This window comes from Streptomyces sp. NBC_00237 (genome assembly GCF_026342435.1).
In the GTDB taxonomy this organism is placed as follows: Bacteria; Actinomycetota; Actinomycetes; order Streptomycetales; family Streptomycetaceae; genus Streptomyces.
In genome coordinates this window covers 680,590-700,631 of record NZ_JAPEMT010000003.1, presented here as the reverse complement: position 1 = coordinate 700,631, position 20,042 = coordinate 680,590, and the positions used below count along the sequence as shown (strand labels likewise).

The 20,042-nt window shown below is 72.6% G+C and carries 3 protein-coding genes; all 3 read right to left on the bottom strand.

Translation table 11 applies throughout. The annotated features are described in order from the left end of the window. Positions 1-3: 3 nt before the first annotated feature. Genes OG897_RS29735 through OG897_RS29725 form a run of 3 tightly spaced genes read right to left on the bottom strand, consistent with a single transcriptional unit; the run spans position 4 to position 20,023 of the window. A complete protein-coding gene (locus OG897_RS29735; protein WP_266661549.1) occupies positions 4-9,255 on the bottom strand; it encodes an SDR family NAD(P)-dependent oxidoreductase in 9,252 nt (3,083 codons plus the stop codon). After that, the gene (locus tag OG897_RS29730) at positions 9,252-18,740 is read right to left on the bottom strand and encodes a polyketide synthase (protein WP_266661548.1); all 9,489 of its coding nucleotides are present in this window, start codon (positions 18,738-18,740) and stop codon (positions 9,252-9,254) included. The genes OG897_RS29735 and OG897_RS29730 overlap by 4 nt, the downstream gene beginning before the upstream one ends. After that, positions 18,737-20,023: an aromatic ring-hydroxylating dioxygenase subunit alpha gene (locus OG897_RS29725; protein ID WP_266661547.1), complete on the bottom strand. Its 1,287-nt coding sequence runs from the start codon at positions 20,021-20,023 to the stop codon at positions 18,737-18,739. The genes OG897_RS29730 and OG897_RS29725 overlap by 4 nt, the downstream gene beginning before the upstream one ends. Positions 20,024-20,042: the final 19 nt, after the last annotated feature.

The following is a 20,042-nucleotide window of genomic DNA, read 5'->3' as shown; positions in this document are numbered from 1 at the left end:
GCCTCATCGGCCCCGGTCGTGGGTGAGCAGGGGGCGCAGCAGGGCGCTCAGTGCCGATGCGCCCTGGCCGTCGGGGACGGAGTGCCGGGCGGGGCCGTCCGGATCCTCGGGTCCGGACGGCTGCGTCGGCGGGGCCGTCGCGGCGAGTCCGGCCGCGATGTCGGCGGCCGTGGCGGCCCGTACGAGGAGCGAGGGGTCGACGACGAGGCCGGCGCGCTGCTCCAGTGCCGTGGCCAGTTCCGCGATGACCAGGGAGTCGAGCCCGAGGTCCTGGAGCCGGCGTTCGCCCGGGTCGGCGCCCAGCACGTGCACGAACGCGTCCTTCACGTACGCGCGGAACTCCGCCGGGCTCAGGTAGCTCCCGTTGCCCTTGCCCTCTCCGGCACCGCCGCCGTGGTACTCGCCGTCGCGCGCCCCGTTCCCGGTGACGAGCGGTGGCACCGCGTTCGCCGCCACGGCGGTACGAGGTGCGGACGGGCTGCCCGGGAAGATCACGGCACCTCCCGAGCGCAGGTGGCCGAGGAAGGCGTTCGCCGCCAGGTCGGCATCGAGCGAGTGGGCGGCGGAGAAGGACGCGTCCGCCTCCATGCCGATGCCTGCCCAGTTGGGCCAGGCGTGCGCGGTGACGGTGGTGGCGGCGTCGTTCTCGCTTTCGGCCAGGGCGAGTTGGTAGGCGTTGGCCAGCGCGTAGTCGACGAGCCCCCGGCCGGCCCGCGCCTGGGCACCCGCTATCGAGGACACCAGCACGACGAAACCGGCACCCTGTTGCTTCGCCAGCCGCACCGCGTGCAGCGAGCCCGCCACCTTCGGGGCGACCACGTGGGCGGCGTCGCTCCAGGGCCTGCGGTGCATGGCTCCGAAGGGGTTGACCCCGCCGGAGCAGTGCACGACCCCGAGCAGTTGCCCCCAGCGTCCGCCCCACTCCTGGGCCACGGCGGTGAGTGCCCTGGCGTCCGACACGTCGCAGCGCAGGTACTCGACGTCCGCACGGCGGGCCAGCTCCCGCAGCGGGGCGAACTCCTCGGTGTCGATCCTGGACCTTCCGACGATGCCGATGCGCTTCGCTCCCCGGTCGATCAGCTGCCGTACGAGTCGCTGCCCGACGGCGCCCAGTCCTCCGGTCACCAGGTAGTAGCCGTCGGTGGACAGCCCGTGCGGCGGACCCGGTGGGACGCTCGCCGTCCCCGGCACGTACCTGATACCCCGCCGGTACGCGGCGACGGCACCGGATTCCGGGTCGTGGGCACCGTCCGCACCGTCGGGGGCCGTGGGCAGGGCCGCGAGTTCCGCGACGATCTGCCGGGCCTGGGCCTCGACGGCGTCCGCCGGGTCGAGGTGGACGACGGCGCACTGCTTGCGGCTCTCGGCGCAGGCCGCTCGTACGGCCATGGCTCGGGCAGCGGTCCCGGGCCGCAGGGCCGCACGCTCGGAGGCGTGTACGGCCACACCCCCGGACCCGGCCCACAGCAGCTTTCCGTGTGTCGGCAGGTCTTTCACCAGCGCACCCAACTCGGCCCAGAAGGCGCCGAGTTGGTCGGCGTCGCCGGTCGTTCCCGCGGACTTCCCGGCGGAGCCTTCCACCGCGACGATCGCGTCGGCCCGCTGCCCCGGCCCGGCCAGAAGCGTTCCCCGCTCACGGAGGGCCGCCGTCAGGGCGTACTCCATGGAGGGCTCCGGGGTGACCAGGCGCACGGTGGGACGGTCCGTCGAGGAGCGCGGAGCGGGTTCCCCCGCGTGCCAGACGACCTGGACGGCTGCCACGTCCTGTGCCGGATTCGGTTCGACCCGTACCGGATGCGGATCGACCCGTGCGGGTGCCGGTTCCGGTTCGGCCAGTGCCGGTTCGGCGTCGACCCGCGCCGGGGTCCGTCCGCCTGTTCGGTGCGTGTGCCAGTACTTCTCCGTGGCGAACGGATAGGTCGGGAGGTCCGTCAGACGTGCTCCTGGTACGGAGAGCGCGGCCCAGTCGACGTGGGCGTATCCACCCCTGACCAGGTCGACGACCTCCTCCGCGCTCTGCCCTGCGGCATTGTCCGCGTGCAGGTCGATGTCGGCGCGGGCGATCGGGACGCGGTCGGCGGCGACTGCACGCAGGGCCGCCGCGAGCTCGGCGGCGGTGCGTCCGTGCACGGCCGTCTGGAACTCCAGCGGAGAACGGCCGACGTTGGCCGTGTGGCAGAGGTCGGCGGTCTCCCAGCCGTCGCCCGCCCTGTCGAAGCGGTCGGCGTAGGTGGTGGCGAGGTTGCGCAGTGCGGTCTCGTCGGCCGCGGTGACCCGTACGACGTGGCTGCCCGCCACGAACGGTGCCCGTACCACTGCGGGCGGTGCCTCTTCCAGGACTACGTGGGCGTTCACTCCGCCCATCCCGAACGCACTCACCGCCGCACGACGCGGCTGCGCACCACGCGGCCACGGACGGGCCCGGTCCGCGAGATAGAACGGCGTGTTCTCGAACCGAATGTGATCGTTCGGACGCCGCACATGCAACGTCGGCGGAATCACCCCGTGCTCCATCGCCAACAACACCTTCACCAACCCCGCCAGACCCGCAGCAGGCTCCAGATGACCGATGTTCGACTTCAACGAACCAATCGCACAGAACTGAGAACGCTCCGTGAACCCACGCCACGCACGCGTCAGACCCTCCACCTCAATCGGATCACCCAACCCCGTCCCCGTCCCGTGCGCCTCCACCAGACCGATCGACTCCGGCGACACCCCCGCATCCACCAACGCCCGCGCAATCACCTCCTGCTGCGCCCCACTGCTCGGCACCGTCAACCCACTCGTACGACCCCCGTGATTAACCGCACTCCCACGAATCACCCCACGAATCCGATCCCCGTCCCGCAACGCCGCCACCAACGGCTTCACCACCACCGACACCACCCCCTCCCCCGGCACAAACCCATCCGCACCCACATCAAAGGCACGCGACGAACCCGAGGGCGACAGGGCACGCAGGTTCTTCATGGCGGTGTAGTGCAGCGGCGACATGGCGACCCGGACGCCCGCGACGACGGCTTGTTCGCACTCCCCGTCGCGGATGCTGCGCACGGCGGTGTGCAGCGCGACCAGCGAGGACGAGCACAGCGTGTCGATCGTCATGCTCGGACCGTGCAGATCCAGGAAGTAACTCACCCGGTTCGCCAGGAAGGCGTTGTGGTTGCCAAGACCGCTGGCCGCGTCCAGCTCTGGCGCGAGGTTGTAGTCCTTGTAGTGCTGGTAGCTGGCCCCCACGAACACACCCGTGGAGGAAGGCAGTTGGCGCGGTGGGAGACCGGCTGATTCGAGCGCCTCCCACGTCGTGCGCAGCAGCCAGCGCGCCTGGGGGTCGAGTGCCTGGGCCTGCTTGGGGAAGAAGTCGAAGAACCGGGCGTCGAACTCCTCCACGTTGTCGAGGAATCCGCCGACATCGGGCTCCTGACCGGCGTCCCGTTCGTCCCAGCGGTGGGCCGGTGCCGGACCGATGCCGGTGCCGCCCTCCGAGAGCAGCGACCACAGTCCTGCGGTGTCGGGAGCGCCGGGCAGTGCGTGGGCGATCCCGATGACGGCCATGTCCGTCGCTCGCACCGTGCTGTCGGGTGCCTTCGCGGTCGCGCCGCCCACCGACTGCCGCACGGAGGCCGACGGTGACGGCGGCTCTGCCGGTGCTGCCTGCTCCGCCGGTGTTGCCTGCTGCGCCGCCTCTGCTCGCGCTGTCTGCTGTGTCTGCTGCGTCTGCTCCGCCACGTATGCGGCCAGGGTGCGGCAGTCGGCCGCTTCCAGGACGTCCGTGGGGCCCAGTCGCACTCCGTACGATTCCTCGATGCGGGCCGCGACCGAGGTCGCCAGCAGCGAGTCGAGCCCCACGGAGGACAGCGAGGTGGTCGGCATGATGCTCGGGTCGTGGAACACGCTCCGCACCAGGTCGAGGACCTCCGCCTCCGCCGCCGCGACCTGTTGCCCGCGCCGACCGGTGGCGGGTGTGCGGGCCGCGGCAGACTCGGGTGCCCGCACCGGGTCGGTCGCGACCGTGCGGTACTCGATCCCCTCCAGCCGGACCAGGACCAGGCCGTCCGCGGACAGCAGACTCGCGTCGCCGCCCCGCGCGCCGTCCGGCCCGGTGCCGCGCCCCTCGAACAGGACGAAGGCCGCACCTGCCGGTTCACCCCGCTTCAGTACCCGCCCGATGGAGACCGGCAGGTAGGTCGTCGACGCGGCGGTGGGGTCCGCCAGGGTCAGTACGGCCATGCTCTGGAGGGCCGCGTCGAGTGCCACCGCCGCGCGTTCGATGCGGCTGCCCGAGGAGTCCTTGATCCGCGCGAGCACCCGGTCTGGGCCGTAGTGCACTTCGGCGAGGGAACGCAGCGGTTCGTCGATGTCCATCGACTTCGCCGCGAACCACGCGTAGAGACCCTCCGGTTCCAGCGTCCGGCCCAGTTCGGCGCGCAGCGCCGCGAGGTCCCCGACGGCCGCCCCGGCCTGCCGCCCCGCCGCTGACTCCGGTTCGACCTCGATACGGGCGATCACCCGGTCCCCGTGCCGGAACGTGACCGGTCCCCTTCGGGCCGGGTCGTCCAGGTCACTGGTGAGCCGGTGGTCCCCCGCCCCCCTTCCCGTGAACGCGACGCGCCCCAGGACGTCGGCCCGCTGGAGCGCGAGCGCCACGGGAAGCGCACCCGGGACGGTGTCCTCGCCGAACACCCGGTGGGCACGGGACAGTTGGCGTACGGATCCGGCCAACGCCTCGGCGGTCCCGGTCCCGGACGGGCCCGCGACGGGCTCCGCCCCGGACGTCGCTACGGACGTCGGCGTCGCCCGGACGGGCCCGGCGGAGCCTGCCCGGAAGGGGTAGGCCGGGAGTGCGATACGAGCGGTCGTCGTGCCGTCGTACACCTCGCGCCAGTCCACGTCCGCGCCGCCGACGTGGCGTAGGGCACAGCGGAGGGGCGCGTCGTGCGCCGTGGCCGATCCGCCCGCCAGGAAGGTCTCGCCCCGCACGACGTTCCCGTGGCCCCCGCCCCGGCTCATGGCGTACTCCAGGCCGGTGCTGATCTCCTGGGCCGTGGATCCCAGGACGGCGACCCGGTACCGCTGGTGGTCGCGTCCGACGGCGGCCGAGAAGCACAGCGCTTCCAGGCTCGGCCGCGCGTCCCGCAGCAGCTCGTGGACCGCCGCTTCGCGTCCGGCCAGGGCGTCGGGGGTGTGTCCCGACAGGACGAGGACGTGCTCGCCTCGGACCGGCGGCCGGGCCGTGCTCCGGCCGGACCGTTCGGCGTCGTACTCCTCGACGACGACGTGCGCGTTGGTGCCGCCCATGCCGAAGGCGCTGATGCCCGCGCGCCGTGGCCCTTCGGACCGCCAGGGCAGCGGTTCGGTGGGGATGACGAAGGGTCCCGGGGCGAGGTCGATGTGCGCGCCCGGGGTCTCGAAGCCCGCGAGGGGCGGGATCTCCCGGTGCCGCAGGCACAGCAGGACCTTGACCAGTCCCGCGAGGCCGCTGGCCGGTTCGAGGTGGCCGATGTTGGCCTTCACGGAGCCGAGGTGGCACGGGCCGCTGCGGGCCGGGTCCGCACCGAACACCTCGGTCAGCGCGGCGATCTCGATCGGGTCGCCCAGCCGGGTCGCCGTGCCGTGCGTCTCGATCAGGGAGATGTCGGCGGGCACCACGCCCGCGTCGGCCAGGGCCGCCCTGACCACCGCGCTCTGCGCCGCGCTCCGGGGTACGGGCAGGGCGCTGCCGCGGCCCCCGTGGTTGACCGCCGTGCCACGGACCACTCCCCAGATCCGGTCCCCGTCCCGCTCGGCGTCCTCCAGACGCTTGAGCATCACGGCAACGGCTCCCTCGCCGGGGACGAAGCCGTCGGCCCGGTCGTCGAAGGGGCGCGGCCTGGTCGCGGACAGGGCTCCGAGCTGGCTGAGGCTGCGGTAGTACCAAGGGGTGAGTCCCACGTGGCAGGCCGCCACCAGCGCGGCTTCGCAGGTTCCGGCCCGCAGCGCGGCGACGGCCTGCTGGACGGCGACGAGGGAGGAGGAGCACAACGTGTCAACGGTCTGCGACGGGCCCGTGAGGTCGAGCGCGTAGGAGATCCGGTTGGCCAGCACGGCGTTCAGGGAGCCGAGCGCGGTGTGCGGTCCCACGTCCTCCAGGCCCTGGGCGTCCCGGTGGTGCGTGTACGTGGCGCCGACGAAGACGCCGATGTCGCGGACGCCGGCGAGACCGCTGTCGTCCCGCACCGCCCAGGCGTGTTCGAGGAGCAGCTTCTGCTGGGCGTCCATCTCCTCGGCCTCGCGCACCGAGATGCCGAAGAAGGCCGGGGCGAAGCGGTCGATCTCGGAGACGAAGGCGCCGGTGCGGCAGTAGGTGCCCGTCATGTGGGGGCCGCGCTGCTCGAAGTGCGCGTCGATGTCCCAGCGGTCTTGCGGTATCTCGGTGAACGCGTCGCCGCCGGAGCGGAGCAGCGGCCACAGGTCCCCCACGTCGCGGACGCCGGGCAGGTCGCCCGAGACGGCGACCACCGCCACGTCGTGGCCGCGCGGGGTCCTCGTCGGCTTCGGCGGGCTGCCGGGGGCCGGTGCGGGCGCGGGTACGACTGCGGGTACGGGTGCCGGAGCGGGGGGTGCCGGTTCCGGCACCGCGGTGGCCGCCCCGTACCGGGAGACGAGGGCCTGCCCGAGTTCCTCGAAGTCGCCGTACTCCAGGAAGAGCGTGGCCGGGAGGTGGAGGTCCCACCTGCGGGACAGCTCCTCCGAGAGCTCGACACTCATGATCGAGCTCATGCCGTAGTCCGCCAGGGGCGTTGCGCGGTCGAAGTCGGTGACGCCCAGGCGCTCCGCGAGGAAGCGCTCCAGTTCGTCCTCGACGCGTTCCCCGGCTCCGTCGGCGTGCACGCCTTCGACGGCTTCGGCGGCGTGCGTCCCGGCGGGCTCCGGTGTCGTGGAGCCGGTCCCGGTGTCCGGCACGTCGTCGTACTCGATCTCGGGGTGCGAGGCGTCGGGGTGCGCGATGACCACCTGCCGCGCGTCGCCGCCCAGTACGGCGGTCAGGGCGTCGAGGGCCTCTTGGGTGCCCAGGGCACGGACACCGCGGCGCCCCAGCTGTTCGGCGACCGCCGTCCCCATGCCCACTTCGCCCCACAGGCCCCAGTCGACACTGATCCACGGCGCGCCGCAGGCGTGCGCGTAGGCGTCGAGGTACGCGTTGGCGGCGGCGTATCCGCCCTGGCCGAGGTTGCCGAAGGCACCGGAGACCGAGGCGAACAGCACGGCGAAGTCGAGTTCGGCCCCCGCAGTGGCGGCGGCCAGTTCGCGGACGCCGTCGACCTTGGGCCGCAGGACTGCTTCGACGTCCTGGACGGTGGTACTGCGGATCAGCCCGTCCCTGAGCGTGCCCGCCGCGTGCAGCACGCCGTGCAGTTCGCCGAACTCCGCGCGGACACGTTCCACCACGGCCGCCAGTTCACCGGGGACGGTGGCGTCCGCGCTGTACGACACGATGGAGCAGCCCCGCGACGCCAGGGCCGTCAGCCGCTCCCGGTCGGCGCCCGCCGCGCCCGACCGGCCGACGAGGGCGACCACTGCGGCACCTTCGTCCGCGAGACGTCCGGCCACCTCCAGGCCGAGGCCGCCGTGTCCGCCCAGGACGAGATAGCGGCCACCCGCCCTGACGGGCCGCCGTGCGGCGGGGGCCGGGCGCTCGTACCGGCGGAACGGCTCGTGCCGGACGCCCTGCCGGTAGCCGACCTCCCTGGGCCCTTCTCCGAGCTCCGCCAGGAGTGCGTGGTCGGAGGCGTCGTCGAGGTCGACGAGCCGTGGGCGCAACCCGGGGTACTCGATGGCCGCGGTACGGACGAGACCCCACAGCGCCGCGCGGGCGGGGACGGGCGTGTCCGTGTCCGTGACCGGCTGGGCGTCGCGGGTCACCACGTAGAAGCGGGACTTCCGCTGCCGTGCGCCGAGTGTCTTCAAGGCGGCGAGGCAGCCGTAGAGGCCGGAACGGAGGTCCGAGGACTCCGGCCGTGCCTCGTGCGGGGCTCCGGCGTGCACGGGCTCCTGCGGGGCTCCGGCGTTCCAGAGGTGGACGACTCCCGCGACCGGGTCGCCGACCGACTCCCAGAGCTGCTGGAAGGCATGCTCGTCCGGCTGCTCCAGCACGAAGCGGTCGTGGTCCCCGCCGTGCGCGGAGGCGTCGCCGGGCGCCGGAGCCGGATGGTGCGCGGAGCCCGCGCCGATGCCGACCTCGATCACGCGGGCGCCCTCGTCGCGCAGTTGGCGTACGGTGCGCTCCCTCGGGCCCCCGGTCGTGGCGTCGTGCAGCACGACCCAGGTACCGGTGGCCGGTTCGCGCGGCGGCGCGCTGCCGGGCGCGGGCCGCCAGTGGATCCGCGAGACCGGCTGCGGGGCCCGGGCTGCCGGAACCGGCGCGTTCGTGCCGCGCGGTCCGCTCTTCGCGCCCAACCCGGTGGTGCTGCGCATGCGCACGCCCCGGAACTCCGCGACCACGTCGCCCGAGGGGCTCAGCAGTTGCGCGTCCGCCGTCGAGTACGCGCCGTCGACACCGGTACGCCGCGCCAGGACGGTCACACCGGTGGCGAGGCCCGAGAGGTCGGCGAAGACGGCGAGGCGCGCGATGCCGATCGGCAGCATGGGGCGGGGTCCGGCCGCGCGCGAGAGGTCCTGCAGCGCGCAACTCACCACCTGGAACACGCCGTCCACCAGGAGGGGGTGCGCGTACCAGGGCAACGGCTCGGCCTCGGTGCGCAGACGGGCCCGTGCCACGCCGTCGGCGACGGCGAGCCCGTGCACCGTACGGAAGTCGGGTCCGTACTCCAGGCCCTCGTACGACCAGCTCCGGTAGAGCTCGGGCGAGCCGATCGTGCGGGTGCCGACGGGCTCCCCGACGGCCCGGGGCGGGACTTCGTCGACGAGCAGGCGGCCGGTTCCGGTGGACAGCGGCTTGCGGTCGCCCGCCACCACCGTGCTCAGTTCGAACCGGGTGCCCGCCCCGTGGGTCACGTCCAGCCGGACGGCCGCCGTCGCGTCGTCCGCGAGGGTCAGCGGCCGAAGGAAGGCCACGTCGGTGAGCTCCAGCGGGACGAACGGCCTGCGCCTGGCGATGCCCACCATGGCCATCTCCAGCTGTACGGAGGCCGGGAGCAGCCCGGTTCCGGCGGCACGGTGCTGGACGATGAGGGGTTCGTGGCCCGCGAACGTCTTCTCGTACGTCTCGTACGTCTCGTGGGTCTTGTCGTACGTCTCGCCTCGGTGCGTCACTGTCCCTCGCTCTGGTGCTCGAAGTGGCGGTCGAACAGCGGGTGGCCGACAGCCCCCGTCACGGTGCGGCGGCGAGCGGGCGGCGCGGTGAGCTCCTGCCGGTCGAACGGGTAGGTGGGGATGGTGGTGGTGCGGTGCTGCTTGCCGTGGTGCAGGCCGGTCCAGTCCAGGTCCGAACCCGTGCGGTTGTGATGGGTCGTCAGAGCCGCGTGCAGCTGGGTCTGGTCGTCGTGCCCGCGTTGCAGTGTGGTGAGCCAGACGGGGTGGGGTTCGGGGACGGAGGTACGGGCCAGGGGTGTGAGGTGGGGATGGGGCCCGATCTCCCAGACCGCGCGGGGATCGGTTTCGCCCAGCGCTGCCATGGCTTCGGCGAAGCGGACCGGCCTGCGGATGGCTGCGGCCCAGCTGTCGGGGTCGGTGGCCGATGCGGCGGTGTGCCAGGTCCCCGTGAGGGTCGAGGCGAACGGGATGGTGGGCGCCCGGAGCTCGGTGACGGCCACCGCCTCGGTGAAGGGAGCGACCGCCTCGTGCATGGCTGCGGAGTGGAAGGCGTGGCTCACGGTGAGGAGTTGGGTGCGGTGCGCGGTGTGCTCGCGGAACCGGGCGACGGCTTCGGCGGGACCTGTGACGGTGTGGCTGCGCGGAGCGTTGTAGGCGGCGATCTCGACGTCGGGGTGGTCCTGGAGTTCGGCGGCGAGGGTGCCGGAGTCGGTGTGGACGACGGCCATGGTGCCGCCCGCCGGGCTGTCCTGCATGAACCGACCGCGCAGGGCGGTCAGTCGGAGCAGGTCAGGGAGGGTGAGCACGCCGGCCGCCCAGGCGGCGGTGAGCTCTCCGAGGCTGTGTCCCGCGACGGCGTCGGGCCGGATGCCGACGGCTTCGAGATGGCGCGTCAGCGCGACCTCGACGCTGACGATGGCGACCTGCGCGTGCAGGGTCTGACCCAGCAGGTGCTGGGAATCGCCGTGGAGCAGGTCGAGCAGTGGTGTGTCGACGTGCGGGGCGAGGAGTTCGGCGCACTCGTCCAGCGCGTCGCGGAAGTGCGGTTCGGACGTGTACAGGCCGTGTCCCATGCCGGGGTACTGGGATCCCTGCCCGGTGTACAGGAAGGCCGTGGTGGCGGCTGTACCGGCGCGGCGGGTGACCGGTGTCCTGCCCGTGCCGACGTCGGCGAGCCCGGCGGCGAGTTCCCGGGCGGTGCTGCCGTGCACCGCCACCCGGTGGCGCTGTGCGGCACGGCCCGTGTTCGCGGTGAAGGCGAAGTCGCCGAGTTGTTCCTCGGTGGCACCTGCCACCTGATCGGCGTAGGTGGTGGCGAGGTCGCGCAGTGCGGTCTCGTCGGCAGCGGTGACCCGCACGATATGACTGCCACCCGCCAACGGGGCCCGGAGAGCCGTCAACGGGGGCTCCTCCAGGACTACGTGGGCGTTCACTCCGCCCATCCCGAACGCACTCACCGCCGCACGACGCGGCTCCACACCACGCGGCCACGAACGGGCCCGGTCCGCGAGATAGAACGGCGTGTTCTCGAACCGAATGTGATCGTTCGGACGCCGCACATGCAACGTCGGCGGAATCACCCCGTGCTCCATCGCCAACAACACCTTCACCAGCCCCGCCAGACCCGCGGCAGGCTCCAGATGACCGATGTTCGACTTCAACGAACCAATCGCACAGAACTGAGAACGCTCCGTGAACCCACGCCACGCACGCGTCAGACCCTCCACCTCGATCGGATCACCCAGCCCCGTCCCCGTCCCGTGCGCCTCCACCAGACCGATCGACTCCGGCGACACCCCCGCATCCGCCAACGCCCGGCCGATCACCTCCTGCTGCGCCCCACTGCTCGGCACCGTCAACCCACTCGTGCGACCCCCGTGATTAACCGCACTCCCACGAATCACCCCACGAATCCGGTCCCCGTCCCGCAACGCCGCCACCAACGGCTTCACCACCACCGACACCACCCCCTCCCCCGGCACAAACCCATCCGCACCCACATCAAAGGCACGCGACGAACCCGAGGGTGAGAACGACCTGAGGCGTGAGCCCAGTTGGAAGTACTGCGGTGACATGCCCATGTGCACACCCGCGACGACGGCCTGTTCGCACTCGCCGTCGCGGATGCTGCGCACGGCCGTGTGCAGCGCCACCAGCGACGACGAGCACAGCGTGTCGATCGTCATGCTCGGACCGTGCAGATCCAGGAAGTAACTCACCCGGTTCGCCAGGATCGCGTTGTGGTTGCCCAGGCCCGCCGCCGTCTGGACGACGTCGCCGACGACCATGTCGCGGTAGTGCTGGTAGCTGGCCCCCACGAACACCCCGGTGGAACGGTGTGCGTCGCCCGCCTGGCCCGCGTCCTCCAGCGCACGCCAGGCCGACTGGATCAGCTGGCGTTGCTGGGGGTCGATCCACTGCGCTTCGGCGGGTGAGAGGCGGAAGAACCCGGCGTCGAACTCGTTGAGTCCCTCGACGAAGCCGGCCCTTCGGAGATAGACGGTGCCCGGGGTGCCGTCCGTGCCGTAGTACGCGTCGAGGTCCCAGCGTGACGCGGGCACTTCGCGCAGGCAGTCCTCTCCCGTCAGCAGGACCCGCCACAGCTCTGCGGGGCTCGCGGCGTTCGGAAAGACCCCGTCGAAGCCGACGACGGCGATGTCGTGGAGGTCACCGCCGACGGCGGCTCCCCCGGGCTCCGCCGCGACCGGGGAGGCAACGGGGGACGGGGAGGGCAGAGGCTCGCGGACCGAGTGCTGGGGAACCGGAGCCCCGGAAGCGGACGGTGCGGGGGCGGACGACCCGGGGACGGGCCGCTCGGAGACGGCGGGCCCGGAAGCGGACGGTGCGAGGACGGGCGGTTCGGAAACCGCAGCCCCGGAAGCAGACGGCCCGGGGGCGGGCCGCTCCAAGACGGCGGGCCCGGAGACGGTGGTCGCCTCCCCGGCAGCCGCTTCCCCTGCGGGCGCTGCACCTGCTGACGCTCCCCCTGCGAGCGCGTCCCCCGCAGGTGCGGTCGTCACGCCGTACTCGTCCCGCAGTTCCGCGACGAGCCTGTCGACCGTGCCCACCTCCAGGACCATCGTCACCGGAATGTCGACGTCCAGCTTCGACCGGATGTCCTGGGCCAGCGAGACGGCAAGCAGGGAATCGAGCCCCTGCTCCTGCAACGGACGGTCCGTCTCCAGAGCGTCGACGCTCAACTCCAGCGCGGCAGCGACCCATTGGGCCACCGTCGCGTTGAGTCCCTGCGCCCGCCCGGGGCGAGGTACGGGCCGGTGCCCGTTGCTCTCGGCCCTCGGGGCGGGGACGATGCGCGCGCTCCCCTGTGCCGCCCCCGACCGAGGTGTTCCCGACGGCGGTGGCGGTGCCAGTCGCTTCCAGGTGATGCCGCGCGCCTCCAGCACCGGCCGGTCGCCGTCGAGGATCACCAGGCTCGCGGTCAGCAGCCCGGAGTCGGGGCCGGTCTCCCTGTCGCGCCTGGCGTACACGCGGGCGGTGGCGGGGAGGTGGCCGAGAACGGTGAGCCGTTCGATGGTGAAGGGCACGTACAGCCCCTGTGCTCCGCAGGCCGCGAGGGCCACCTGGAAGGCTCCGTCGAGCAGCGGGGTGTCCGCCACTCCGACGGGCTGCACCGCGCTGCGCAGTGTGCCCGACGCCTGTCCCGGCGCGGTGGACAGCGAGGCGACGGTCCTGAAGCCGGGGCCGTAGCCGAGTCCGTCGCGCTCGAAGGCGCGGTACATCGCGTCGAGGTCCACCGGGGTGAAGCCGTCGGTGGATGCGGGCGCGCCGAGCGTCGGCTGCTCGGCCTCGGTCACGTGGGTGTCGCAGACGAGGGCGCCCGAGCCGTCGCGGAAGACGACGGCCGTCGCGTCCCGCTCCGCCGACAGCGGCGTCAGTGCTTCGACGGCCGCCCGGAAGGTCGTGTCGCGCAGGGTGAACCGGTCCTCGCCGAGGAATTCGGCCACCTTGTTGGGGTAAGCGGCCCCCGGCAGCGTCGGCCTCCCGAGCACCACGTGTTCGTCGGCTTCCGGATGCCGCGCCCACGCGCTCCTCGTACGGCCCACTGCGGGGCCGGGGTCGGCTCCGGTGACGGCAGCACCGGGTGCCGCGCCGTCCTCGGCCGGGGTCTCCTCGCGTACGGCAGTGGCGCCTGCTACCTGTGCGGCGGGCTCCAGCCAGAGGTACTTCTCCTCGTGCGGCGCGGTCGGGAAGCGTACGCCCGCACGCCCCGGACCGGCGGGAAGGTCCGCTCCGGCGACGAACCGGCGTGCCACCGAGCCGAGTTCCGCCCGGTCCTTCGCGGAGCTGACCGCCGTTTCGCCGAGGGGCTCCGCCGCCGCGCGTGCGTCCCGGTCCGCCACTCCCAGGTAGAGGGAGCGAGTGTCGTCCACGCCTGCCAGGAACAGCCGCAGCTTGTCGTCGAGTTGCTCGATGCTGTCCACCACGCAGGCGAACCGGTGCGACGCGGCGGGACGGAGCCTGCTCGCCCTGCTCAGCGCCGCCAGGGGCGGGCAGTACGCGGAGCCCAGCATCAGTACGAGCCGCTGTGCCAGGGTGCGGAGGGCCGCTTCCGTGCCCGCCGACAGGGTCAGCAGGCACGGGCCGTCGTCCTCGGGTCCTGACGGTGCGGCGGGGGCCGCCTGGACGACGGCGTGGGCGTTGGTGCCGCCGAAGCCGAAGCTGCTGACTCCCGCCGCGCGCGGTCCGTCCCACGGCTGCAACCGGTCGGCGACGAACAGGGCGGAGCTGTCGAAGTCGAAGGACTGGTTCGGAGTGCTGTGGTGGAGGGACGGCGGGATGGTCCCGGCCTGGAGCGCGAGGACCGCCTTGATGAGTCCGGCGATTCCCGCAGCGGGTTCCAGGTGGCCGATGTTCGTCTTCACCGAGCCCACGGCGACCGGCCGCCGGGCGGCCTCGCCGAGGACCGCGTGCAGGGCTTCCAGCTCGATGAGGTCGCCGAGCTGCGTACCGGTGCCGTGTGCCTCGACGTAGCCGATGTCCTGCGCGCCGAGGCCGGAGCCCGACAGTGCCTTGCGCAGCACCGATTCCTGCGCCGGTCTGCTCGGTGCCGTCAGGAAGCCGGCCCGTCCGCCGGTGTGGTTGACCGCGGTGCCTCGGACGACGGCGAGTACCGGGTCCCCGTCGCGCTCGGCGTCGGCGAGCCGCTTGAGGATGACGACGCCGCAGCCCTCGCCGCGTACGTAACCGTCGGCCGCCTCGTCGAAGGCCCGGCAGACGCCCTGGGGGGACAGCATGCCGTTGCGTACGAAGGAACGCGTCTTGTCCGGGGTCAGCACCAGGTTCGCCGCCCCGACCACGGCGGCGTCCACCTCGCCCGACCGCAGGTGCATGGCCGCCTGGTGCAGGGCGACGAGGGACGACGAGCACGCCGTGTCGACGGCGAAGCTCGGCCCCGACCAGTCGAACACGTGCGACAGCCGGTTGGCGACCATGGAGAGGGCGGTGCCGGTAGCCACGTGCGGGTCGCTGTGGCCGATGCTCCGCGCCACCAGTTCGGGGAAGTCGCTCGCGATGGTGCCGACGAAGACGCCGGTGCCGGTACCGAGCGAGGCATGGTCGTGGCCGCAGCTTTCCAGCGCCTCGGAGGTGACGCTGAGCAGGAGCCGCTGGAGCGGGTCGAGCCGCCGTGCCTCGCGGTCGGTGAGGCCGAAGCGTGCGGCGTCGAAGAGCTCGACCCCGTCCAGCCAGCCCGCCGGAACCTCGTCCGTGTCGGACCAGAGCTCGCCCCAGCCGCGTTTGTCGGCCGGTGCCCGCCCCACGCTGGAAACGCCGTTGAGGAGGTTGGCCCAGAACTCGTCCGGTGTGGCGGCGCCGGGGAAGCGGCAGGCCATGCCGACCACGGCCAGTGCCCCGTCCGTGGCGTCGGCACCGGGCCGGGACCGCACGCTGGCCCGGTTCTCCGGCGTCGTGTCCTTCGCGGCCTCGGGCGCCGGTACCGACTCCGGTGCCCGGTCGTGCTCGGCCTCGTGCAGCAGCCGGGCCAGCTTGGCCGGGGTGCCCGTGGCGAAGATCGCCGGAGGGGTGATCTCGATGCCCAGTGCGCGGCCGAGCCGTACGGCGGCGACGGCCGCGTTGGCCGAATCGCCGCCCCGGTCGAAGAAGTTGGTGTCCACGTCGAAGTCGGGCTGGTCCACGGTGAGCGCGAAGACCCGGGCGATCTCTTCCGCCAGCTCCCCTTCGGCCATGCCGGTCACCGCCGGGCCCACGGGCGCTTCGGCCGGAGCGGACGCCGCCGCCCGGCTCGACGGCACCTCGGCAGCAGCGGTCGCGTTCGTCGGTGCCGCGACCGGAGCCGCCGCGCTCGCCGGTGTCCCGACTGCGGGGACGATGTTGTCCCGGGTGGGCCGTGGCAGGCGGGCGCGCGCCACCTTGCTGTTGTCGGTCAGGGGCAGTGCGTCGATGCGTACGTAGGCGTCGGGCACCATGTAGTCGGGCAGCGAGCCCCTGACGAACGCGTCCAGTTCGGACTTCGTCGCCGCGGCGTCGCCGACCAGATAGGCGGTCAGCCTCGGTTCACCACGGTCCTCGAACCGCGCGGCCGCGACCACGGCGGCGGTGATGCCGGTGAACCGTTCCAGTACGCGCTCGATCTCCGCCGGTTCGATCCGGTGGCCCCGCACCTTGACCTGGGCGTCGGCGCGGCCGAGCCACTCGACGGTGCCGTCGGTGTGCCGGCGCACCTCGTCGCCGGTGCGGTACAGCCGCAGACCGGTGACGGGGTGGACGACGAAGGCGTCCGCCGTGAGGTCGGGGCGGTGGGCGTAGCCGCGCGCGAGCGCCGCGCCGGAGAGGTGGAGCTCGCCCGTCGTGCCCGGGGCGCACTCCTCCCACTCGGCGTCCAGTACGTGGAGTTCCATGCCCGGGAGCGGCTCGCCCAGGGGGACGAACGCGCCGACGGACGTGACCCGGTGGCCCGAGGCCCAGACGGTCGCCTCGGTCGGCCCGTACAGGTTCCACAGCGTGCGCGCGTGGGCGTGCAGGCGCTCCGCGACGGCCGGGGGCAGTGCCTCTCCGCCGCACAGGACGGTGAGTTCCGCGTGCGGGGTCCAGTCCGTGTCCAGCAGCAGTCGCCACATGCTCGGGGTCGCCTGGGCCACGGTCACCCCGCGGGTCAGCCCGGCCAGCCGGCGCGGGTCGCGGGCCGCCTCGCGGGAGGCCAGCTCGACCGTCGCGCCGACGGTCAGCGGCAGCAGCAGTTCGAGCAGGGAGATGTCGAACGCGACGGTGGTGTGCGCGAGCACGACGTCGTCGGACGTGGTGCCCAGCCGTTCTCCGACGCCGGTGAGGAAGTTCGCCAGCGCCCCGTGCTCGATCTCCACGCCCTTGGGGTCACCCGTCGACCCGCTGGTGAACAGCGTGTACGCGAGATCGCCCGCGCCCACCAGGGGCGGTACCGCCTGGGCGGAACCGTCCGGTTCCGGCACCGGCAGGGCGGCGCCGAGCGACTCGCCGAGCGTGTGGGTCGCGGCGTCGGTGAGCAGCAGGTCGCACTGCGAGACCGCCACGTAGCGGCGCAGCCGATCCACGGGGTAGCCCGGGTCGAGCGGCAGGAAAGAGGCACCGGCCCGCAGGATGCCGAGCAGCGCGGGAAGCAGGTGGATGCCCCGTTCCGTCAGTACGCCGACCACCGCTCCGGCTTCGACGCCCTGGTCGTGCAGACGGGCGGCGATCGCGTCCGCCCACGCGTCGAGCCCCGCGTAGTCGAGCGTGCGTGCACCACTGCGCACGGCGGTGGCCGTGGGGTGGTCGGTGACCGAGGCGGCGATCAGGTCGAGCACGGTCGTGCCCGCCTCCTCCCTCGCCTCGGGCTCCGCTTCCGTACCGGCGGCGCGAGGGCCGTCGGCTGGCTGGGCGGCGGGGGTTGCGGCCGGTCCGGCGGTGGCGCCCGGTTCGCCGTGCAGCAGGGCCGTCAGGGCCAGGTCCTCGACCCGCTCGGTGAAGGCCAGCGCCTCGTCGGACCCCATCGCGGTTTCCCGTACGAAGACCGTCGGCGGGCCGTCCTGGAGGCACAGCAGCGCGATCTCGGTGTGCGGTTCGGCGGACGCCTCCTCACCCGCGAGGCGTTCGAGGACCATCACGGCCGTGAAGTCCGGCTCCCCCGAACCCAGGGGGCGGCCCGCCGTCCCGAGGCGGGCCTCCAGGTCACTGGCGTAGCCGTGCTTGGCGCGCGCCGTGTCCAGCTTGTCGTGCAGGGACCGGGTGCTGTCGGCGTCGAATCGCACGGGGAAGCGTGCGGCGGCGATGCCGTGGGTCTCCTCGGCGAGGGCCCGTGCGGCCGAAGGCGACCAGGCGAAGTCGAAGGCGGGGTCCTGGGCGCGCTCGGCCACGGCCTCCAGGAAGGCGCGGGCGACGCCGACCGCCTCCTCACGCGACCTCGGCAGGAACGCCAGCTCGTAGCGGCCGTAGTGGGCTCCGGCGGCGGAGAAGTCGTCGACGGACAGCTGTGCGGGGCGTACGTTCCGCAGCCGCTCGCGCCACCACGGCTCGTGCACCCGCAGCCGATGCTGTGCCGCGTCGACCGCCGCGAGACGCTCGGCGGGCACGGGCGGCAGCGGGGCTCCCTCGGTGATCCCCAGTCGCTGCGCCGCGGCCTGACCGCTCAGCGCGCTTCCGTCGACGGCGGTGAAGTCGCTCAGGACGAGGTCCGCGTCGGGGGCGGACAGGGTCAGTGCGGACGTCGTCACCGAGACGACGGTGGTCGCGGTGCGCGGTTCGTCGCGGGGGACGAGCCTGACCTGCCGGGTGAAGACGGCGCCCTGCCCGGTGATGAGCGTGGGCAGGCCCAGCGGGTTCGGGAAGGAGCCGAAGTCCAGGGCCTTGGAGATCCGCGCGGCCTCGCCCGCCGTGGTACCGGCGTGGATGAGCCCGCCGGACGCCATGCGCGCGGAGCGCCGGTAGAACCGCCGCTCGCGGTCACCGGTGTCCACCGGGTCGGGCAGGGTCCGCGCCACCACGTGCGGCACCAGGTCGTCGAAGGCCGCGATGCCGTTCTCGGCGCTCTCGTACGTCAGGGACAGGGCGGTGGAGTGCTCGCGGATCGGGAACCAGCGTTCCAGCAGCACGCTACCCGCGTCGACCTGGGTCGTCATCCGGTGCCAGGTGGCGGCGTGCCGCCGCTCGCCCTCGTACAGCGCCCAGGCGGGGACGTGGCTGCCGGAGTACCTGGGCAGGGGGCCGTCGTGGAAGTTGACGGCGGCGATCCTGGGGAGGTCCAGGACCTCAGCGGTCAGGATCCGGAAGTTGACCATGCTGAACAGGTAGTCGAACGGCACCCGGGAGAGCGGTGCCGACAGGTCGCCGCGCGGGTCCAGTACGGGGACCGCGCGCTCGCGCGCCCAGGCGGTCACCGCCGGGTCGTCGCTGAAGACCCCTTCGATCCGTACCCCGGCGTCGAGGAGCCGGGAGGCGCACTGGGTGAGGACCCGGGTGCCGCCGATGAGGAAGCAGTTGGCCGTCATGCTCATCCCTTGGCCTCACTGGATTCGACGTGCCCGGCACGCTCGACGCGCCCTGCGGGCCGGTCCGATGCGTCGGCCTGTCCCGCATCGGCGGGCTCTTCCTGCCCGGCGGAGCGTCCGGGCGCCGCGCCCTGTGCGCCGTCCGGCTCCCCCGCCGTCTCGGCCATGACCCACGAGTCGATCTGTGAGACGACCTCCTCGTCGAGGGAGAGCTGTCCCGGGGACCACATCGGGTTCGAGAGGCCGCGGTGCGTGCGCTCGCACATCTCCCAGTCCTCGTAGTTCGCCTTGTCCCACAGTGCGAACACGGCCTCGTGGGAGAAGTCGCTCTTGGCCGTCTCCGAGGGGTGGAAGAGCCAGAAGTGCCGGACGAAGCAGGTGCCCGGGCTCTCGGGCCAGACCCACTGCATCATCACGTAGTCGGCGGTGAACCCGAACAGCAGATTGGGCAGGATGGTGATCCAGTTGATCTTCTGAAGGTCTCCCTCGGGCACCTGCGGCATCGGCGTGCGCCCGCTGCGCCCCGTCATGGAGACGGAGTTGTAGCCGCCGCGTATCGACTGCCACGCGCCGACGATGTCGCCCTTGAGGTCGTACGTGCCCGCGTCGTCGAAGTCCGTGATGCGGTGCAGGTCCTTGTGCGCCGTGGGGAAGTGGAGGCTCTCGTTGACGTTGTGCGCGACGAGCTTCCAGTTCGAGGCGACCGGATAGTCCTTCGCCTGTACGCACTCCAGGTCGGCGAGGTCGTAGACGCGTGCGAACTCCCCGAACTCGCCCAGGGAGGCGTCGAGGTCCGGGGCGTCGTCGGAGAAGGAGATGAACACGACCCCGAACCTGACCTCGGTGCGTACCGGCAGCAGCCCGTTCTTCTCCTTCTCGAAGAAGTGGTCGAAGTAGGTGCCGTTGAGGCTCTTGAGCTTGCCGTTACGGTCGTACACCCAGCAGTGGTAGAGGCAGACCAGGCTCTGCCGCTTGCCGACCGGTTCCTCGACGAGCTTGTAGCCCCGGTGCCGGCAGTAGTTGTGGTAGGCCCTGATGCCGTCGTCCCCGTGCAGGAGCAGTACGGATCCGGTGCCGATGTTCAGGGTGCTGTACGCGCCCTTCTCCTTGAGGCGGGAGACGTGGTCCACCGGGAGCCAGCGCCTGCCGTAGATCGCGGTCATCTCCCGCCGGTGCTGCTCCTCACCGGTGTAGAACTCGTGTGACCTGCCGATGCCACCGGTCGCGAAGTAGGGCCTGTCTTCGCCCTGCTCGCTGATCAGGTCGAACATGCTGGACGCGCGTGTCATCTACTGGGCTCCCTCATGG